Source organism: Actinomadura sp. 7K534 (genome assembly GCF_004348575.1).
Lineage (GTDB): Bacteria > Actinomycetota > Actinomycetes > Streptosporangiales > Streptosporangiaceae > Spirillospora > Spirillospora livida.
Genome location: NZ_SMKB01000063.1, coordinates 1 through 18,772 on the forward strand (window position 1 = coordinate 1; position 18,772 = coordinate 18,772).

An 18,772-nucleotide genomic window follows, 5' to 3' on the forward strand; every position below is an offset into this window, starting at 1 on the left:
GTCCGGCAAGTGTAAATCGCCCAGCCCCCACCACCCCGCCCCAAAAATGCAGCCTCCAGCGGGAGCAAGCCGAACACGACCACACCAGCCGCCACAGCAACCCGAGACAACCTGAACACTCGCGATCGCGTCCGAAGGCAGGTTTCGAGCCTGCGAGAAACCTGATCGCGCAGCGAGCCGCCAGGCGAGCCGGAGCGATGCAGCGATCGCAAGCAGTGCCCGTTGAAGGGAAGGCGCTCCAGCGCCTGACCGCCGAGGGCAATGCAAATAGACACAGCACCATCGAGTGCCGGGTGTCCTGCTGCAGCGGTCAGAGGAGCGGGACGCCCGGCACCCGACGGAGATCAGGGGAGTTGCGTCGGCGGGGGAGTCATCTGACGTTCACGGCCTTGCGGTACATGCCGGTGACCGTGGCCTGGCCCTTCGGCGGGACGGTGGCCAGGTACTGCACGAGGACGGTGGTGTCGAGACGCGTCCTGGCGGCTCGGGTCGGGGCCAGGCCGACGAGGTCGCCGCTCACGGTGAGCCGGCCCGGGCGGGTTGAGGAGTACGCCTCGTTCTGCTTGAGGACGTACCAGACGAGTGCTCCGCGGTCCTTGGTGCGCAGCGCGTAGACCGTGTAGGGGGCGGCGGAGAACCTGGACGAAAGGGTCACGCCGCGTCCCGCCAGGGTCTTCTCGCCCTGCTTGAGCGCCTTGTAGGTCTCGGTGGTCTGCGGCCCCTCCGCGAGGACGGACGTGCCCGCGGCCCGCGGGCCTTCGGTGAGGAGGGCGGCGTGTGCGACGGGCAGCTTTCCGGGAGCGACCGCGAGGCCCTTCGCGTCCGGGGTGACCGGCGTCGCGTAGCCGTCCGGGTCGAGTGCCACCTTGCTCAGCGACGCCTCACCGGGGTGGGGGTCGGCGGCGAGCAGCCACGGCGCGCCGGCCTTGGCCCGGGTGAACAGCATCGCATGCCGCAGCGCCTGCTTGTCCCGGCCGGTGACGGCGCCGGCGGCGAACCACTGCGGGTAGCCGGTCAGCCGGGGGATGTAGAACGTCGTCTCGCTGAACTGCAGCTTCGCCGCCGGCTGCTTGACGGCGCGCCGGAGCCGGAGCGCCGCGACGTCCATGGTGAGCTGCGGGTCGGTCTCGATGGCGTGCAGCGACCTGCGGTCGAGGCCCCGGCCGGCGCGGTCGGCCGCCTGGGTGAAGGACGCCAGCACCCGTTCGGCCTGCGCCTCGGTCAGCGGGGGCACCCCAGCGGGCTTCGCCGGGTCGGCGGACGAGGCGGCGCCCGAGCATCCCGCGCTCAGCGCCGCGGCGAGCAGGCTGGACGCGGCGAGTGCGGCTGCGGCGGTGGTACGTGCGGGCATAGTGCCCCCCGAGTGGCGACGGCGATTCCGGACCGTCCGTCATCCTCGCAGAGTGACCATGGAGTCACGCTGTGAACACGAAACCTCGTCGAAAGATCTTGCGTCAGGCCGATTCGGTCTCCCGCTGGCGCATCCAGCGGATCTCGGCCTCGATGAACTCGTCGATGTCGCCGTCCAGGACCGCGGAGGGGTTGCCGACCTCGACGCCGGTGCGGAGGTCCTTCACGATCTGGTACGGGTGCAGCACGTAGTTGCGGATCTGCGTGCCCCAGCTGCTGGTGCCCTCGCCCCGCAGCTCGGACATCTTCTCTGCCTCCTCCTGGCGCTTGCGCTCCAGGAGCTTGGCCTGCAGGACGTTCATCGCCGTGGCGCGGTTCTGGATCTGGCTGCGCTCGTTCTGGCAGGACACGACGATGCCGGTCGGGATGTGGGTGATCCGCACCGCCGAGTCGGTGGTGTTGACGCCCTGCCCGCCCGGCCCGGACGACCGGTAGACGTCCACCCGCAGGTCGTTCTCGTCGATGTCGACGTGGTCGCTCTGCTCCACGACCGGCACGACGTCGAGGCCCGCGAACGAGGTCTGCCTGCGGCCCTGGTTGTCGAACGGGGAGATCCGCACGAGCCGGTGCGTGCCGTGCTCGCCGCGCAGCGTCCCGTAGGCGTAGGGGGCCTTGACCGTGAACGTCGTGGACTTGATCCCGGCCTCTTCGGCGTAGGACGTCTCGTAGACCTCGGTCGGGTAGCCGTGCCGCTCGGCCCACCGCAGGTACATGCGCTGGAGCTGCTCGGCCCAGTCGGCCGCGTCCACTCCGCCGGCCTGCGCGTTGATGGTGACCAGCGCTTCCCGGGAGTCGTACTCGCCGGACATGAGGGTGCGGATCTCGAGCTGCTCGATCGCCTTGTGCAGCGCCGCCAGCTCGTCGTCGGCCTCCGTGCGGGTGTCGGCGTCGTCCATCTCGGCGGCGAGCTCGTACAGGGTGGCGGCGTCTTCGAGCCGCTGCCGCAGGCTCTCGACCCGGCCCAGCTCGCTTTCCAGGTACGACAGGCGGCGCGTCACCGACTGGGCGCGCTCCTGGTCGTTCCACAGGTCAGGGTCGGCCGACTGCTCCCGCAGCTCGGCGATGTCCCGCCGCATGCCGTCGAGGTCCAGCACCTGCTCGATGCTGGACAGGGTCGAGCCGAGCTCCTTGAGCTGCTCTTCGGGTTCGATGCCTGCCACGCCCCCGAGCTTAGCGCCGTCCAGGCACTGCTCACCGCCGCCCTGTCGACCGCTTCCCGTCCGCCGTGCGCCGCTTTCGCCGCGGAGGGGATCACCCGGCCAATATCATGTGGATGGCAGAATCACGGGCCGAGGACGCCGGCCGGAGGGCGGCCGGAGGGGATCTCGGTCCGGGGGACGGTCTGTGCACAGGTTCACGCGGGTGATCGCGGCCGTGGTGCCGCTCGTCCTGGCGCTCGCCCTCGCGGGCTGCGCCGGGAGCGGGACGGAGGCGCGGCCCGCCGTAAGCGTGCCCACCACCTCGCCGCCCGAGCCCGTCCCGCTGACCTTGGACGTCGCGGAGCGGGCGTTCCGCACCTATGTCACCGACGAGGACGTGGCCAGGGCCGCCGGCGACGAGCGGCTGGCGCTGACGTGGACGTCCGACGGGCAGTCCCAGCTCACCGCGGCCGAGTTCCGCGAGGCCGCCTACGACGGCGACCCAGTGCGGCGCTTCGTGTACGGCGACCCGGAGCTGTACGTGCCGAAGCTCAAGGACGACGCCTATCCGCAGTGGTTCGTGGCGTCGGTGGACCGCTCTGTCCTCGGGGAGAGCAAGAGCGAGCGCACGGTGCTGATGGCGTTCGTCCTCCGCAAGCCGTCCGAGGACTGGAAGCTCACGTTCGCGACCGAGATGCACCGCAAGGCGAAGGTGCCGGAGATCGCCCTCGACGACGACGGATACGCGGAGGCGCTCAGCGCGGAGGACACGTCCCTCCTGATCCGTCCCCGCGACGTCATCGGCATCCACGCGACGGTCGCCGCAGAGGGCGGCGGCAGCGTCGCGGCCAAGGTGATGAGGTCGAGCGCCGTCACGACCGGCTTCTACAAGGACGCCAAGCGCGCCAAGAAGAAGGCCAAGGATGACGACCTCACCCTCCAGGTCGTCTACACGGCCACGCCCTTCCCCTACTTCGGGCTCCGCACGGAGAGCGGCGGCGGCCTGATCGTCTACTCGCTGTTCCGCAACACCTCGCTCGTCGCCGAGGACCCCGACACGCCCAAGCCGGAGATCCCGGAGGAGGCGGAGCACCTGCTCGACGGAACCGTCGAGGGGAACCAGGTCGACACCAGCGCGACCCTGCACTTCGCGGCGTACGACCCGCCGCGCAAGAAGCAGGACGGCGAGAAGAAGGACGGCAAGGACGACGGAAAGAAGGACGGGTCCCAGCCGAAGGCGCACGTCATCGCCGACGAGGGAGCGATTTCCAAGGCCGCCACGCCGCCGCTGAAGAAGCAGCCCTGAGATCTGCCGCGCCGCGGAGAAGGCGCCGGCGGTCAGCCGTAGGCGCGCTGCAGGACGAGGGCGACGAACAGCAGGGCGACCAGACCCGCGAGGACCACGGCGGGCGACGTGAACGGCCCGTGGCGGTGCAGTTCCGAGCGGGCCTCCCGGCAGATGGGGCAGCGCCCCTCCACCACGGGGTTCGAGCACCGAGCGCAGATGAGATGTTCGCAGCTCATGTCGTGGGCCCCAATCTCAAGGAACGGGCACGCGGGTCCGTGCGGGGAAGCGTCGACCGGTCTGGTGTCTGTCGACCTATTAGGTATCTTTCGCCATCATCCAGCGTAGCCGGACTGTATGGTCGTTCCGGCAAGTCCGGGGGCTTGACGGTATGAAACGGCCGGACGTCGGGAGACGGTTCACATGGCACTGATCGGACGGCACGCGCTGATCGGGGCATGCGCCGGTTCCCGGCCCCCCTACCACGTCGAGTGGGACGAGACAGTCGACCGTCCCCTCTACACTGCTCGAAGGCTCCGCGTCCCACCTGGCCGCGAAGCCGGGCGGCGCAGACCGGAGGCCGCGGACGATTCCGCGGCCCGCGGGCCGGGCCGCTCCCCAACCCCTAGAGACCGAACCGCCGTGATGCAGCCGTGATTCACTTCGACAACGTCACCAAGGTCTACCCGAGCCAGAACCGGCCCGCCTTGCAGCACGTGAACGTCGCCATCGAGAAGGGCGAGTTCCTGTTCCTGGTCGGCCCCTCCGGCTCCGGGAAGTCGACCTTCCTGCGCCTCATCCTGAAGGAGGAGCGTCCTTCCCAGGGTCACGTGCACGTGGCGGGCAAGGACCTGAACAGGCTGAGCAACTGGAAGGTGCCGCACCTGCGCCGCAGGATCGGCTGCGTCTTCCAGGACTTCCGCCTGCTCCCCAACAAGAACGTCTTCGAGAACGTCGCGTTCGCCCTCGAGGTGATCGGCAAGCCGCGGCGCTTCATCGGAAAGGTCGTCCCCGAGGTCATCGACCTCGTCGGCCTGGAGGGCAAGGCCCACCGGATGCCGGACGAGCTGTCCGGCGGCGAGCAGCAGCGCGTCGCCATCGCGCGGGCGTTCGTCAACCGGCCGATGATCCTGCTGGCGGACGAGCCCACCGGCAACATCGACCCCGCCACCTCGATCGGCATCATGAAGGTGCTGGACCGGATCAACCGGACCGGCACCACCGTCGTCATGGCCACCCACGACGCCGCGATCGTCGATGCCTTCCGCAAGCGCGTCGTCGAGCTGGAGGACGGACGGGTCGTCCGCGACCAGTCGCGCGGCGTGTACGGACAGGCCTACTGACCCGTGTTCGCCGGGGAGCGCGGGATCACGTCCGCCCGCCGTCCGGGCCGGGGCCCGGTACCCTCCACGGCACTTCCATCTGAACCATCGATTCCTGCCGGCTCGTACGACACCCCGAGGGCCACGCGGTAGGAACCGCCCGCATCGGGCCCCACGTCGGGACGGCCCAGGCATCCGGCGGGACACAGATCAAGGACAGCGAGGCATGCGCGTACAGTTCGTTCTCCAGGAGATCTGGATCGGTCTCCGCCGGAACATGACGATGACGATCTCCCTCGTCATCACCGTCGCCATCGCCATGGCGCTCTTCGGCACCGGGCTCCTCCTGCGGCAGCAGGTCGACTCGTCCAAGAGCTACTGGTACGACAAGATCGAGGTCTCGATCTTCCTGTGCGCCAAGACGAGCTCGAACCCGAGCTGTCAGAAGCAGGACGTCACCGACCAGCAGCGCCAGGCGCTCAAGGGGCAGCTGGACCAGATGCCGCAGGTCTCCGAGGTCCAGTACGAGAACAAGCAGCAGGCCTACGACCGGTTCAAGGACCGCTTCGCGGGCTCGCCCGGCTTCGTGGAGAGCACCCGCGAGGGCGACATCCCCGACTCGTTCCGGGTCAAGCTGAGCAACCCCGAGGAGTACAAGGCGGTCGCGCAGGCGATGCTCGGCCAGCCGGGCGTCGACACCGTCATCAACGAGCAGGAGATCCTGAAGCGGTTCTTCCGGATCCTGAACGGCCTGCAGGTGGCGGCGCTGACGATCGCGCTCATCCAGGTGGTCGCCGCGGTGATGCTGGTCGGCAACACCGTCCGGCTGTCGGCGTTCAACCGGCGCCGGGAGACGGGGATCATGCGGCTGGTCGGCGCGTCCAACACCTATATCCAGCTGCCGTTCATCCTCGAAGGCGCCATCGCCGGCCTGATCGGCGGAATCTTCTCGTCCATCCTGCTGGTGTTCAGCAAGAAGCTGCTGATCGACAGATTGGCCGGGGACGTCCAGCTCGTCAGCCAGCTCGGCTGGAGCACGGTGATAGCCGTCATCATCGTCTCGATCTGCTTCGGTGTGCTGCTGTGCGCGGTCGCGTCGTTCCTCACCCTGCGGAGATACCTGAAGATCTGACGCGGTGACCGGATCCGGCACAACCGCCGGATCCGGCGTCGCGCGCCGCTCTACACTTGCCGCATGCTCCGGATCGTGCCGCTCCCGGGGAAGCGGCCCCGGCCCCCCGACCAGCGAGGAGCGGGCCGCCTGCTGCGCGGCACCGCCGTCGCGGCCGCGATCGTCGCCGCGTACAGCGCGGGAGCCGTGACCGGCTCGGGCCCCCGGCAGCCCACCGCGGCGGCGGACGGCTCGGTCCTCACCGAGGCGGCCGCGCAGATCGGCCGGCACGCGGCCGAACCCGTCGCGCGCGGCGACCTCGACCGCGCCGCCATCGAGGGCATGCTCAAGGCCCTGGACGACAGGTGGGCGCGCTACTACTCCGCCAGCGAGTACGACGACGTCGAGGGGCGCCTCAACGGCGACTACGGCGGCGTCGGGCTGTGGCTCGGCACCCGGGACGGCGCGGACGGCGCCGGCGGGCGGGTACTCGTGGCGAGCGTCCAGCCGGGCACCGCCGCCGCGCGCGCGGGCGTGCGGGTCGGCGACGTCATCACCGCGGTCGGGGCCTCGTCCGTGGCCGGCTGGGGGGTCGAGCGTGTCGCGGAGGCGCTGCGGGGACGGCCCGAGGCCCCCGTCGAACTAACCGTGGAGCGCGGCCGTCGAACAAAGCGGTTCCATCTCGTCCGCACGCAGGTCTCCGAAGGGGACGTCACCGTGACCGATCTCCCAGAGGACGCCCGGCTCGTCCGGGTCGGCGCGTTCACGCGCGGCACGGGACGCCAGGTTCGCGCGGCCGTGACCGGGGCGCCGCCGCACGGCCGCCCGGAGGGCGGCGTCGTGCTCGACCTGCGCGGCAACCCGGGCGGGCTGCTGGAGGAGGCGGTCGAGACGGCCTCGGCGTTCCTGCGGAGCGGCCCCGTCGTGACGTACCGGCCGCGCGGGCGGCAGGCCCGCGACCTCGGCGTCACCGCGCCCGGCGACGCGAAGACGCCGCTCGTCGTGCTCGTCGACGCCGGCACCGCCAGCGCCGCCGAGGTCGTCGCCGGCTCGCTCCGTGACCGCGACCGCGCGGTGATCATAGGATCGCGTACGTACGGGAAGGCGTCGGTGCAAGAGGCCGTTACGCTCGCCGACGGGTCGGTGCTCGAACTGACCGTCGGTCGCTACCGGACCCCGGGCGGCCGTAACCTCGACGGGGTGGGGATCGAACCCGACATCGCGGTCTCCGCGGACCGTCCGCCCCCCGAGGCCGAGCGGCGCGCCCGGACGGTGCTGCGCGGCCTGCGCGCGGCCCTGCCGGACGACTGACCCGGCCGGACGACGACCGACCCGACGACGACCGACCGAGACGCCGGGCAGACCGAAACGCCGGACAAGACCGAGACGCCGGACAAGGATGATGACGTGGCACGGGACACCGGGCGCAAGAAGGACACCGGACGCAGGCTCATCGCCCAGAACAAGCGCGCCCGCTACGACTACCACATCGACGAGACGTGGGAGGCGGGCATGGTGCTGACGGGCACGGAGGTCAAGGCCCTGCGCGCGGGACGCGCCTCCCTCGCCGACGGCTACGCGCACGTCATGGACGGGGAGGTGTGGCTGGAGAACGTCCACATCCCCGAGTACACCCAGGGGACCTGGACCAACCACGCCCCCCGCCGGCGCCGCAAGCTGCTGCTGCACAGGCGCGAGATCCAGAAGATCATCGCGAAGTCGTCCGAGCCGGGCTGGACGCTGATCCCGCTTTCGCTGTACTTCAAGGACGGGAAGGCCAAGGTCGAGATCGGCCTGGCCCGTGGTAAGAAGAGCTACGACAAACGCCAGGCCATCGCCAAGCGGGAAGCCGAGCGGGAGATGCAGAAGGCGGCGGCGGCCCGGTTCAGGAGACGGTGAAGGGTGTCGATGACGAACCGAGGCCGGAGGCGGTTCCCCGGCGGTATTCGGAGGACACGGCGCCGCGCGGTCGCCCTGACGATGACCGGTGCGCTGGTCGCGGGCATGACGACCGGCTGCTGGGCCGAGCGGTCGGCGATGCCGGCCGTCCGCGACTTCCTGATCGCCTGGCAGGTCGGCAACTTCGAGGCGGCGGCCGGCAACACCGTCGGCGTGGACCGGCAGGAGGTCGCGGACGCGCTGAGCCGCGTCGGCCGCCAGCTCGACGCCGCGTCGCTGCGGCTGTCCCTCGGCACCGGCGTCACCGACAGCGACGTCGACCAGATCGTCCAGAACGGCAACGAGGCCGACGCGCGCTTCACCGTCAAGATCGACCTCGGTGAGAACGGCCAGCCGTGGGAGTATCCCGGGCTGATGCGCCTGAAGCGCGTCGGCGGCAAGTGGAAGGTCGTCTGGAGCCCGTCGATCATCCACACGAGCCTGCAGCCGGGGCAGCGGCTCGCCGTCGTGACCGAGGAGCCCAAGCGCGCCGCCATCACCGACACGCACGGCCGCTCCCTCGTCCGCAAGATCGGCGCCTACGACGTCGGGGTGTTCCCCGGGCAGCTCGCCGACCCGAAGAAGACCCTCGACATGCTCGCCGAGCAGGCCAAGTTCGACGGCGGCCGGCGGCTGGACGCCGAACGCCTCCTCGGCCGCGTCCGCTCCGCCCCGCCGCAGGACTTCCTGCCGCTGCTGACCCTGCAGGTCCCCGCGCACAACGCGCTCGTCCAGCGGCTGACCAGCGTGCCGGGGCTGAGGTTCAACGGCGTCCAGGCGCCGATCGCCCCCGCCTACGCGCCCGAGCTCGTCGGCACCCTCGGCCCCGCGACCGCCGACCGCCTCCAGCAGGTGGGTGCCCCCTACCAGCCGGGCGACACCATCGGCGTCAGCGGCATCCAGCTCCTCCAGCAGCGCCGGCTCGCCGGCACGCCCACCGTCCGCGTCGTCGCGCAGGACGAGTCGGGGGAGAACACCAAGGAACTGCGCTCCTGGGAGGGCCAGGCGCCGCAGGACGTGCAGACCACCCTCGACCCCTCCTACCAGCGCAAGGCGGACAAGGCGCTCGCGGGCCTGCCCTACCCCGCGTCCATGGTGGTGGTGCGGCCCAGCACCGGCGAGGTGCTCGCCGTGTCCAACCACGGGACGGGCGGCACCAACCGCGCGTTCGAGGGGGAGTACCCGCCCGGGCTGACGTTCGGGATCGTGTCCGCCGAGGCCCTGTTCTCCGAGGCCGGCATGAACCAGTCGACCGAGACGACCTGCCCGGACAGCGTCACCGTAGGCGACAAGACGTTCACCAACCAGGCCCGCGGCGACAGCAGCTTCGCCAACCACTTCGCCGCGTCCTGCAAGACGACCCTCGCGCAGCTCAGCAGCAAGCTGGACGCCCAGACCCTCGCCAACGAGGCGGCGGAGCTCGGCATCGGCCAGGAATGGGGCCTGAGCGTCCCCGCCTTCACCGGCTCGGTGCCGACGCCCGCGAACGACGGTGAGAAGGCCGCCATGATGGTCGGTGAGGGCAACGTCCAGGTGAGCCCCCTCACCATGGCCCTCGTCGCCGCCGCCGCCCAGAACGGCACCTGGAAGCCCCCGTACGTCCTCAAGGACATCCCCAAGACCATCCAGGCGCCCCCGCCGCAGAACCTCCAGCCCGAGGCCATCGCGAGCCTCAAGAAGGTCCTCGCCCGCACCGCGTCCCACGGCAGCGCCCGCGGCGCCCGCGTCTCCGGCGACCTCGTCGGCGTCGCCGCCCTCGCCGCGTACCGGGACGGCAGCCACAACAAGTCGGTCTCCTGGTTCGTCGGCAGCGTCGGCGACCGCGCCTTCGCCATCGCCGTCGAGGGCCGCGTCAACACCCCGAAGATCGCCGCCGACTTCCTCCGCGGCTGAGGCCCCCGTTACGGCTTTGAGATCTCTTTAAGTCGGGGAGGCAACCGATCCGTGGCTCCCGTGCGTCTTTACGGGTGACTGAGATCCCGCTTGGGGGGTTGCGGACTCAGTCGCCGTGATGAGACCGGAGCCTCGTCTCGGGGGAGGCTCTGCCGTCCGGACCGGCCCGACCCTGCCGGTCGACCCCGGTGGGAGCGAGAACACTCGCACCCACCGGGGTTCACGGCTGCCCGGGGGAATGACGTTGCCGTTCCGCACGTTATGCTTGTAGCGTCGTCGTGCGGACGTCCCATGGACTGCCGCTTTGACAACTGAACATGGGGGTGACCGGCTTCGACTTCGGTCGTTCGAGCCAGGGGAAGCGGGTCGAGGGTTGCTGTCGTGACCTCGTAAATCCTGTGACAGCAAACCAATAACTGCCAACAAGAAGCAGTCCGAGTTCGCCCTCGCCGCCTGAGCGAGGAGCGAACTCTGTCAGCCCGGTAGCGTCTCCGAACCGGGGTCTGGCATCGTAAGGAGACTCAACCTGCAAGCCCGGTCGCGGGGCATGTAGGGACAGCAAACAGCGACTGAGCCCGTCGGCGACACGCCTGCGTGAGCGCCGGGGCTGAGAAAACGCCAAGCAGGCTGCACCCGGAGAAGCCCTGACTCTTCACCGAAGGACGCGGGTTCGATTCCCGCCACCTCCACTCTCGACGACGTGTGCTCGCCGCGCGCTTTGCGCGCGGCTTCGCCGCGTCGTTTCGCTATGCCTTTCTGGGGGGCGACCCCCAGACCCCCGATGTGGGGGCTCCGCCCCCACGCCCCTCCTCGGCTAACCCACGCGCACACCCTCCGCCAAGCCGTCGCTCCTGTTCGTGCGCGGGGCTGCGCCCCTCGTCCCTCGCGGGCTGAGGTACGCGCGCGTCTTCTCTTAAGGTGGTCGGGGACGGCGCCCTCACGTCTCTTGTCGGCTGAGGTACGCGCTCGCACCTTCACTTTGGTGTGGCGTGGCGATGTTGGGCTGCGCCCCTCGCCCCTTGTCGGCTGGGGTACGCGCACCTTTCCCTAGGGTGTGGCGTGCTGTCGTGGGGGTTGTAGCGCTTGTCACCCTGTCGGCTAGGTGAGCGCGCATCTTTTTCGACGGCGTCGCGTCCCCGGTGCGGGTGCCGAGATGTCCACCCCGAGGGCTGCTCAGCGTGGCGCGTGCGGCTGGACGTTCGGCTGTTCGGTGCAGCACCTCGGTGTGGGGCTGTCGTTCAGCGTCGTAGCGGGCCGTGGACGTCATTTTGTTTGGTCGCCGGTTAGTCCGAGTTCGGCGGCGTACGACTCGAGACGGTCGGCTAGGACTTGGGGGCGGCTCAGTGCCGGGGTGTGGCCGCTGTCGATCTCGTCGGGGACGATGTCCAAGCGTGCCTTGGTGATGCGGTGAAGGTATCCGGTGGGGAACAGGCGGTCGTTGCGTCCGATCATTCGTCGGGCCGGGTTGGGCGAGATGAGCTCCGGGCCCTCTCACCTGCCGATGTCCGCTGGGGAGTTCGAGGCTTGACTTGTGCGTTCGGGCGCGACCTGGAGTCCTTCGGTCGGGGGGGGCTCGCGGCACGCCTGGTGCACCTCCGCGGGGCCTTTGGGGAGTTGGGCCTGGGCGAAACGTGGGGTGGTGGTATGGGGAACACTGGTGGGGTGACCACCGACAATGGCCGTTCCGGTCCGCCGGTCACCAGCACGTCGATCTTCGTGCTGTCACTGGCGCGCCGGATCGAGGCCGAACTCACCGACGCCCTCGGGCCGCTGGGGCTCACGGTCGCCAGGCTCGGGCTGCTGGGCCATATCGCCACCATGCCGGGGACGTCGTTCAGCGACCTGGCGCGTATGTCGGGGATCACCGTGCAGAGCGTGCACGGCGCGGTCAAGGCGCTCGCCGCCGCGGGACTCGTCCGCGACCATAACGCCCGTGCCGGGTCGGCTTCGACGATCGAGCTCACGCCCAGCGGTGCCCGCCTGCTGGCCGAGGCGGAGCGGGCGGTGGCCGCCGTCGACGATCGCATGTTCGGCGCGGACGCGAACCCCGTCCATCGTGGGCTCGGTGAGGCGGTGCGCGCCGCGTTTGAGGGCCGGGCCACCTCCTGATCTGGCGCGAGACCGGCACTTTTCTCCCTTCGTGCGGCCCCACCTTCAGGGTGCCTGAAGCTGGCTATAGGCTTCAGGCTACCTGAAGGTTCTCGATCTGTTTCGGGGGTACTCGTGTCCAAGGAATCAGGCCATCGCTTCTCGCGGCGCGGTGCGATCGCCGCGTTCGCTGCGACCGCGGGTGCGGCGGCGACGGGTGGTGCGCTGGTCGCCGGCGGTCGCGAGGCCGCGCCGGCACCGCGTCCGGCACAGGCCGGGGCGCGCATCGAGCCCTTCCACGGCGCTCACCAGGCCGGCATCACCACCGCGCAGCAGCGGTACGCGCTTTTCGCGGCGTTCAACCTGGAGACCACCCACCCGGTGAAAGGCGAGCGCCTGTCCACCGAGCAGACCGTGGACGCTTTCCGGCGGCTCACCGAAGGGTGGACGGTGGCCGCAGAACGCCTCACGCGGGGGCTCCCGCCCGGTCCCATGCCGTTCGCCCGGCCGGAGGTGCCGGCGGACTCCGGTGTCGCCGATGATCTGGAACCCTCCCGGCTGACCGTCACCTTCGGCCTGGGGCCGGACCTCTTCGAGCGGATCGGACGAGAAGGGGCGCGGCCCCGGCGGCTGGCGCCACTTCCCGGCTTCCGCGGCGACCGGCTGGAGAAGGCTTGGAGCGGCGGGGAGCTTTTCGTCCAGGTCTGCGGCGACGACCTCCAGACGGTCAGCCGGGCCTTCCGCACCCTGCGCAGCCGCGCTCCGGGCCTGGCCCGGTTGCAGTGGAGCCAGCAGGGTTTTCTGGGGGCGTTCGGCGACGCCACACCGCGCAACCTGTTCGGCCACCCGGACGGCACCACCAACCCCCGCGTCGGCACCGCCGAGTTCGACCGTGCCGTCTGGTCGGACGCCGATGAGCCGGTCTGGTTCTCCGGCGGCACCTACCTGGTATTCCGCAAGATCCGCATGAACCTGCCGAAGTGGGACACCTCGACCGCGCTCACGCAGGACCGGACGATCGGGCGGCGCCGGAGCGACGGGGCCCCGCTCAGTGGCGGGCACGAGTTCAGCGAGCCCGACTTCGGCAAGAAGGGGCCGGACGGCGAGCCTCTGATCCTCGCCGACTCCCACGTGGCGCTGGTACGCGACGTCCCGATGCTGCGCCGCTCGTACAACTACGACTACGGCTTCCAGGGCAACAGGGAACCGGTCGCCGACCACCATCACGGCAAGGACGCGGACCACGACCACGGCGAGGACATGCCCGTGCATTCCGGCGGGGGCCACGACGCCTACGACAGCGGCCTCTTGTTCTGCGCATACATGAGCGACCCCGGAGAGTTCGTCCGCACGCAGCGCAAGCTGGCCGAGTCCGACCGGCTCAACGCCTTCATCGAGCACACCGGCAGCGCCGTCTTCGCCATTCCGCCGGGTACGCGGCCCGGCGAGAACCTGGCCGATGCGCTGCTCTCCGCGACCTGACCTTCTGCCGTTCGGGTTGCGGGTCTGCCGTCGGTGGCCGGGTGAACAGCTTCAGGGCGGCTTCTCTTCGCAACTCTTCCCAGCGTAGATTTCCTGGGTGAGCGTGACGTTGCGGGTGGGGACGCGGGTTGCCGTTCGGCGGGTGGAGGCGGAGGATCGGGAGCGGTTCGTCGAGCTGGCGGAAATGAGCTACGGGTTCCACCGGCCTTGGGTGAACCTGCCGGTGTCCGCCAAGGAGTTCGACGCTTATCTGGCGCGGTTCGACCAGGTGGCCGCGGTCGGAATGGTGGTGTGCCTGCGTGAAGGGGGAGACATCGCCGGGATCGTCAACATCAACGGGATCGTGCGCGGCCCGTATCAGCGCGGGGTGCTGGGGTATGCGGCCTTTCTCCCTTATGTCGGGCGCGGTTACCTGACGGAAGGGGTCGGCTTGGCGGTCAGGTACGCGTTCGAGCACTTGGAGCTTCATCGGGTCGAGGCGGATATCCAGCCGGGGAACGCGGCGTCCATCGGGCTCGTCGAGCGCCTCGGCTTCCGCAGGGAGGGGTTCTCGCCCGAGTTCATCAAGATCGACGGGGTGTGGCGGGACCATGAGCGCTGGGCCCTCAGCAAGGGTGGATGAGCGCGTTTATTGATCTTGCAAACCAGACATATCAGTACGAATAGAGCCGCAGTGCCGTGTCTTGATCTCGGTGGGGGGTCAGCAGGTGGGCGTCCACGGAGACGAGCCCGGCAAGGCGACGGAGTGGCCGGGCGCCCTGGACGTCCGGAGTCTCCTGGAAGGCGGCTGGCGCCCCACGCCGATCCGCGACTTCATCCTCAAGGTGCACAGCAGGTGCAACCTCGCGTGCGACTACTGCTACATGTACGAGATGGCCGACCAGGGCTGGCGAAGGCAGCCCCGGCGGATGTCGCGGCAGGTCCTCGAATGGACGGCGCAGCGCATTGGGGAGCACGCCCGGGCGAATCGGCTCACGGATATCCAGGTCGTCCTGCACGGCGGTGAGCCGCTGCTGGCCGGCGTCGAACATCTGCGGTACGCGATCGAGACGATTCTGGGCGCCGGCGGGTCGGACGTGGGCGTCGGCTTCAGCGTCCAGACGAACGGTGTCCTGCTCGACGACTTATACCTGGACCTGTTCGCGGAGTACGGCGTTTCCGTCGGCGTGAGCGTGGACGGCGACGAGGAGGGGCACGACCTGCACCGGCGGCGCCCCGACGGCCGCGGCAGTTACCGCGATGTGGTGGGCGGCCTAGAGCGCCTCACCCACCCGAAATACCGGCATCTGTTCGGTGGCCTGTTGAGCACCATCGAACTGCGCAATGACCCCATCACCACGTACGAGTCGCTCCTGGCGTTCGCGCCGCTGGAGATGGATTTCCTGCTCCCGCACGGAAACTGGGACACGCCACCTCCGGGACGTCCACCGGACGAGTCGACGCCCTACGGGGACTGGCTCATCGCCATCTTCGACCGCTGGTACGCCAGAGAGGCGGACGTGGTGCGCATCCGGCTGTTCAGCGAGATCATCAGGCTGCTGTTCGGCCGGATGTCGGCCAGCGAAGCCGTTGGGCTGTCTCCGGTGGCGATTGCCGTGGTGGAGACCAACGGCGAGATCGAACAGGTCGATTCCTTGAAGTCGGCTTATGACGGGGCTGCGGGCACGCGGCTGCACGTGTCGCGCGATCCCTTCGACACGGTGCTGTCGCTGCCGTCCGTCGTCGCCCGGCAGATCGGCCGGCGGGCGCTGTCGGACGAGTGTCTGGCCTGCGCGGCGCACGAGGTCTGCGGCGGCGGCCTGTACCCGCATCGGTACCGGTCGGGTACGGGCTTTCGCAACCCGTCGGTGTTCTGCCACGACCTTTACAAGCTGATCAGCCACATCCGGGACGTGCTCGGCCGGGACCTGGGCCTCGTGGCGGTCGAGTCCCCGGCCCCGGTCGGCTGAGCCGCTTAGATCGGTGGCGGGTCGAAGTCGGCGTCCAGACGGCGTCCTTCGAAGAACACTCGTGCGTCGGGGTGGTCGAGCGTGAGGGTGCGGCGGTAGCGCTCCTCGGTGGCGGCGAACAACTCCGCGGCCTCGTCGTCCCTTCCGAGGTCCCGGAGATTCGCCACCGTGTTCGCCGCCGCCAGGAGGGTCGTCGGGTGGTCCTCGCCCAGCAGCGCTGTGAGCCGCCGCAGACTGCCGGCGGAGAGCCGGTACGCCGACTCCATCTCGCCTAGCGCCGCCAGGTCGCTGGCCAGGTTGACGGCGACGGTGAGGGAGTAGTGGTGGTCGCGGCCCAGCTTCGGTTCCGACCCCGCCAGAGCATCCTCGTTGATCTTACGCGCGATCTCCGGGTCACCGGTGATCCGGCGCAGGATGGCCAGGTTTCCCGCACAGGCGTGGTTGTACGGGTGCTCGGTGATGTAGACGCGCGGATAACGGCGGACGGTGTCGTCCGCGAGCCCCATGGCCTCCTGGAACTGGCCTACGGTGCGCTGGATGTTCGACAGGCAGATCGCGGCCGCCAGCGTGTCGGGATGGTCGAGGCCGAGGGTCCTTACATAACGCTGGTGAATTTCTTCGGCCAACTCCATGGCGCGGTCGTAGTCGCCCGCCCGGCGCCAGGCGATGGAAAGGTCCTTCCCGGTGCGCAGCGTCCAGGCGTGTTCGGGGCCCAATTGCTCAATGGCGTAGGCATAGGCGTCCTCGCCCAGGTCACAGGCCTCCGAATAATCCCCGCCGAGCCGCACGGTTCGCGCCAGGCCAGTGAGGATATTGAGGTAGGAGGCGGGGTCGGTGGACACCGCGCCACTTGCTCGAATTTCGCGGATCGCCTGTTCGAGAAGTGCTCGCGCCTTCAGGTAGTCGCTCTTGAGGCCATGATCGAGCGCGACGCTGTTGACGGCGCGCCAAATGTTCCAATCCCTTGCAGAGGAAGCCGTTTCGAAACGGCGCAGAACCTCCTCGTCGATATCGTGCGCCTGCCAGAAGTCGCCGCTGGCCCTCAGGTCCGCTGCTCGGCCGCGCAGGGCGCGCAGGGTCACGTCGTGGTCGGGGCCAAGGGACTTCTCGGCCGCCTGGAGCGTTTCCAGGTTGCTGCGCGCGGCCTCGTCGTACCGGCCTAGCTCGCGCAGGAGGTTGCCCATCTCCACCCTCATCGTCAGGACTTCCTCGTGGTCGGCGCCGGAAGCCGACGACCACTCGTCAATGAACGACTGCGCGAAGGCTCTGGCCGATCCAAAATCTGCCGAGGCGGACAAAAAGGAGATCATGTTGATCGCCAGCTTGCGCACTGACGATTCTTGGCAAGCCGCCACCTTGGAGGGGCCAATATGCCCGAGAGCATTGAGATAGGTGTCCCAATTGGTGGATTCTCTCGGGTTGGGCGGTGCGTAGTTCGCCAGCAGCAGGTGCACCTCATGGCGCAGCCGCTCATGCTCGGCCGCCGGCAACTCCTCGCGGACGAGAGCCTGAATCAGCCGGTGCACCTGCATCGTCCTGGCGGGAAGGTCCAGTCTGGCGAGGGCGAACCGTCCGAGTTCGGCGATGGCCCGGCCGAGCCGGATCGGGTCCGCGATGAGCTCCGCCAGTTGAGGGCTCAGACCGGGTACGACTTTGATGAACGCATCTCGCGGGATCGGCTCCGGACCGAAGAACGCACAGTAGCGAAGTAGAACCAGTGCCTCGGGCAGCTTCTCTTCAAGGCTGGCGACCGAAAGCGCCCAGGCTGCCGTCATCGACGCGGGATACTCGCTCGGCCGTCCTTGCGAGAGGAGTTGGCTGGTGCGCTCCGCAAGGAGCCGTAGGTATTCGGTTACCGCGATGCCGGTCTCGGTGTGCAGCGCGCCCGCCTGCTCCAAAGCGAGGGGCAGGTCCCCCAGTTCCTCGGCGAGCCGGTCCGCGTCCTCCGGAGTGATTCCCCTGGGTACGCGTCTGGTGAGGAACTCGACGCTCTCCTTGCGGGTGAAGACGTCGATCGGAACGGCGTCGACCACGCCCGCCCAACGGTGGTTGCGCGACGTGATCAGTACGTGGCCGGGTCCCTGCGGGAGGATGTCGGTCAGTTCCTCGGGCTCGTCGGCGTTGTCGAAGATGAGCAGCCAGTTGGTGAAGGGATCACCTCGCCGCAGCGCCTCCAGCACGGCGTTGGCCGCCTCCTCGACGCCGCTCACCGATGCCGACGGCAGGCCCAAGGGCGCTGCCAGGCTCGCGAGCGAAGATCGCACCAGGACGGGCTGGTCCGCCGGGATCCACCAGATCAGGTCGTAGTCAGACTGATAGCGGTGGGCATACTCCACCGCCATCATCGTCTTGCCCACTCCGCCGAGACCGTGCAATGCGTGCGGGAGCACCGCGGTGACCCGGCCGCCCAGACCGGCGTGCAGCCGTTCGAGTAGATCCGTGCGGCCGGTGAAGTTCTTGTTCCGCGGAGGGATCTTCCCCCAGACCTGGGGAATCTTGGGTGATGAGTTGGGCTGCGTTCTGATCACTCGATCCCCTTGTTTCACGCCAGTGCCGGTGGACAGGCTGGATCACGTCGTAGTCAAGCAAATACACCACCCAAGACAGTATATTGAAGTCGGCGATTTAGATATGTGTCAGATGCCACTGACTCGGTGATTGGTTTCGGTCTTCATTGATTCTCGTTTCTTGCCTGGACCGATTCAATCGAGTTGTCGGCATCTGGTGCTGCGGGCTGCCTTCTGCCACCATGGCAGTGGTCGAAGGTAAGGCTCGACTCGACCAGGGATGAGCGCGAAAGTGGTACCGACACCAGGGAGAGGTCGATGCTGAAGCCCGACTTCCAACTGTCCGAGAGAGACGTCCCGCTGGGAGGCTCGGCCGCTCAGAGTCCCGGCGTCAGGCGACTGCACAAAGAGCTGGCGAGGCCGGGTTCGCTCGGACGCTCGTTCGACAATAATTGCTCGCACAGCCCGGGGAGCGAGAGCACTCCGCTCAGTGGCGGGGTGCGGACGCGCTGAAGACGATCTCGGCCGGCCCTGCAGTGAATTATGGTCGACCGGCTCGCGCTTTTCGGGCCGGGTCCAGAAATGGGTACTCGTAGCATCCCCAGGGAGTTTCGAGTGACCATGCGCTACTCTCGGGGAGAGCCGGCC

General features: G+C 69.1%; 14 protein-coding genes and 1 other RNA gene. 11 read left to right on the forward strand and 4 right to left on the reverse strand.

All coding sequences use genetic code 11. The annotated features are described in order from the left end of the window. Window positions 1-370 precede the first annotated feature (370 nt). On the reverse strand, window positions 371-1,351 hold the full coding sequence (locus tag E1266_RS15205; protein ID WP_132047353.1) for a hypothetical protein: 981 nt from the start codon (window positions 1,349-1,351) through the stop codon (window positions 371-373). 103 nt (window positions 1,352-1,454) lie between these two features. Continuing rightward, window positions 1,455-2,570 carry a peptide chain release factor 2 gene (prfB, locus tag E1266_RS15210; protein ID WP_132047355.1) on the reverse strand — a complete coding sequence of 372 codons (1,116 nt, stop codon included), beginning with the start codon at window positions 2,568-2,570 and terminating at the stop codon, window positions 1,455-1,457. 184 nt (window positions 2,571-2,754) lie between these two features. On the opposite strand from prfB, the gene E1266_RS15215 reads away from it, so the two are divergent. Further along, window positions 2,755-3,855, forward strand: a complete 1,101-nt coding sequence (locus E1266_RS15215) for a hypothetical protein (RefSeq protein WP_132047357.1) — start codon at window positions 2,755-2,757, stop codon at window positions 3,853-3,855. Window positions 3,856-3,887: 32 nt separating this feature from the next. Here E1266_RS15215 and E1266_RS15220 read toward each other — a convergent pair whose 3' ends face one another. Next, window positions 3,888-4,073 (reverse strand): RING finger family 4 domain-containing protein, encoded by a 186-nt coding sequence (locus E1266_RS15220; RefSeq protein WP_132047359.1) that lies wholly within the window; start codon window positions 4,071-4,073, stop codon window positions 3,888-3,890. Between the two features lie 414 nt (window positions 4,074-4,487). Between E1266_RS15220 and ftsE the strand changes: the two genes are divergently transcribed. From ftsE to E1266_RS15270, 10 genes are all read left to right on the forward strand, one after another. Further along, the gene (ftsE, locus tag E1266_RS15225; protein ID WP_131954587.1) at window positions 4,488-5,177 is read left to right on the forward strand and encodes a cell division ATP-binding protein FtsE; all 690 of its coding nucleotides are present in this window, start codon (window positions 4,488-4,490) and stop codon (window positions 5,175-5,177) included. 205 nt (window positions 5,178-5,382) lie between these two features. Further along, on the forward strand, window positions 5,383-6,288 hold the full coding sequence (ftsX, locus tag E1266_RS15230; RefSeq protein WP_132047361.1) for a permease-like cell division protein FtsX: 906 nt from the start codon (window positions 5,383-5,385) through the stop codon (window positions 6,286-6,288). A gap of 63 nt (window positions 6,289-6,351) precedes the next feature. Then, a complete protein-coding gene (locus tag E1266_RS15235) occupies window positions 6,352-7,578 on the forward strand; it encodes a S41 family peptidase (protein WP_132047363.1) in 1,227 nt (408 codons plus the stop codon). Window positions 7,579-7,674: 96 nt separating this feature from the next. Next, the gene (smpB, locus tag E1266_RS15240) at window positions 7,675-8,166 is read left to right on the forward strand and encodes an SsrA-binding protein SmpB (protein WP_132047365.1); all 492 of its coding nucleotides are present in this window, start codon (window positions 7,675-7,677) and stop codon (window positions 8,164-8,166) included. Between the two features lie 9 nt (window positions 8,167-8,175). Continuing rightward, window positions 8,176-10,098 carry a penicillin-binding transpeptidase domain-containing protein gene (locus tag E1266_RS15245; protein ID WP_132047366.1) on the forward strand — a complete coding sequence of 641 codons (1,923 nt, stop codon included), beginning with the start codon at window positions 8,176-8,178 and terminating at the stop codon, window positions 10,096-10,098. A 319-nt stretch (window positions 10,099-10,417) separates the two neighbouring features. Further along, window positions 10,418-10,790: a transfer-messenger RNA gene (ssrA, locus tag E1266_RS15250) on the forward strand. 970 nt (window positions 10,791-11,760) lie between these two features. Continuing rightward, complete coding sequence (locus E1266_RS15255) at window positions 11,761-12,207, forward strand: MarR family winged helix-turn-helix transcriptional regulator (protein ID WP_132047368.1); 447 nt, start codon at window positions 11,761-11,763, stop codon at window positions 12,205-12,207. Window positions 12,208-12,321: 114 nt separating this feature from the next. Next, a complete protein-coding gene (locus tag E1266_RS15260; protein WP_165966097.1) occupies window positions 12,322-13,668 on the forward strand; it encodes a Dyp-type peroxidase in 1,347 nt (448 codons plus the stop codon). Window positions 13,669-13,765: 97 nt separating this feature from the next. After that, window positions 13,766-14,290, forward strand: coding sequence for a GNAT family protein (locus E1266_RS15265; protein ID WP_132047372.1), 525 nt, complete (start codon window positions 13,766-13,768; stop codon window positions 14,288-14,290). A gap of 70 nt (window positions 14,291-14,360) precedes the next feature. Continuing rightward, complete coding sequence (locus tag E1266_RS15270; RefSeq protein WP_243718434.1) at window positions 14,361-15,617, forward strand: FxsB family cyclophane-forming radical SAM/SPASM peptide maturase; 1,257 nt, start codon at window positions 14,361-14,363, stop codon at window positions 15,615-15,617. A 5-nt stretch (window positions 15,618-15,622) separates the two neighbouring features. On the opposite strand, the gene fxsT is transcribed toward E1266_RS15270, so the two are convergent. After that, window positions 15,623-18,145 carry an FxSxx-COOH system tetratricopeptide repeat protein gene (gene fxsT / locus E1266_RS15275; protein ID WP_132047374.1) on the reverse strand — a complete coding sequence of 841 codons (2,523 nt, stop codon included), beginning with the start codon at window positions 18,143-18,145 and terminating at the stop codon, window positions 15,623-15,625. Between the last annotated feature and the right edge of the window lie 627 nt (window positions 18,146-18,772).

Excerpts from the sequence above, each read along its gene's own strand:
- E1266_RS15245 (WP_132047366.1), top strand. The coding sequence starts at position 8,176 with ATGACGAACCGAGGCCGGAGGCGGTTCCCCGGCGGTATTCGGAGGACA.
- E1266_RS15235 (WP_132047363.1), top strand. The coding sequence starts at position 6,352 with ATGCTCCGGATCGTGCCGCTCCCGGGGAAGCGGCCCCGGCCCCCCGAC.
- ftsX (WP_132047361.1), top strand. The coding sequence starts at position 5,383 with ATGCGCGTACAGTTCGTTCTCCAGGAGATCTGGATCGGTCTCCGCCGG.
- E1266_RS15205 (WP_132047353.1), bottom strand. The coding sequence starts at position 1,351 with ATGCCCGCACGTACCACCGCCGCAGCCGCACTCGCCGCGTCCAGCCTG.
- E1266_RS15220 (WP_132047359.1), bottom strand. The coding sequence starts at position 4,073 with ATGAGCTGCGAACATCTCATCTGCGCTCGGTGCTCGAACCCCGTGGTG.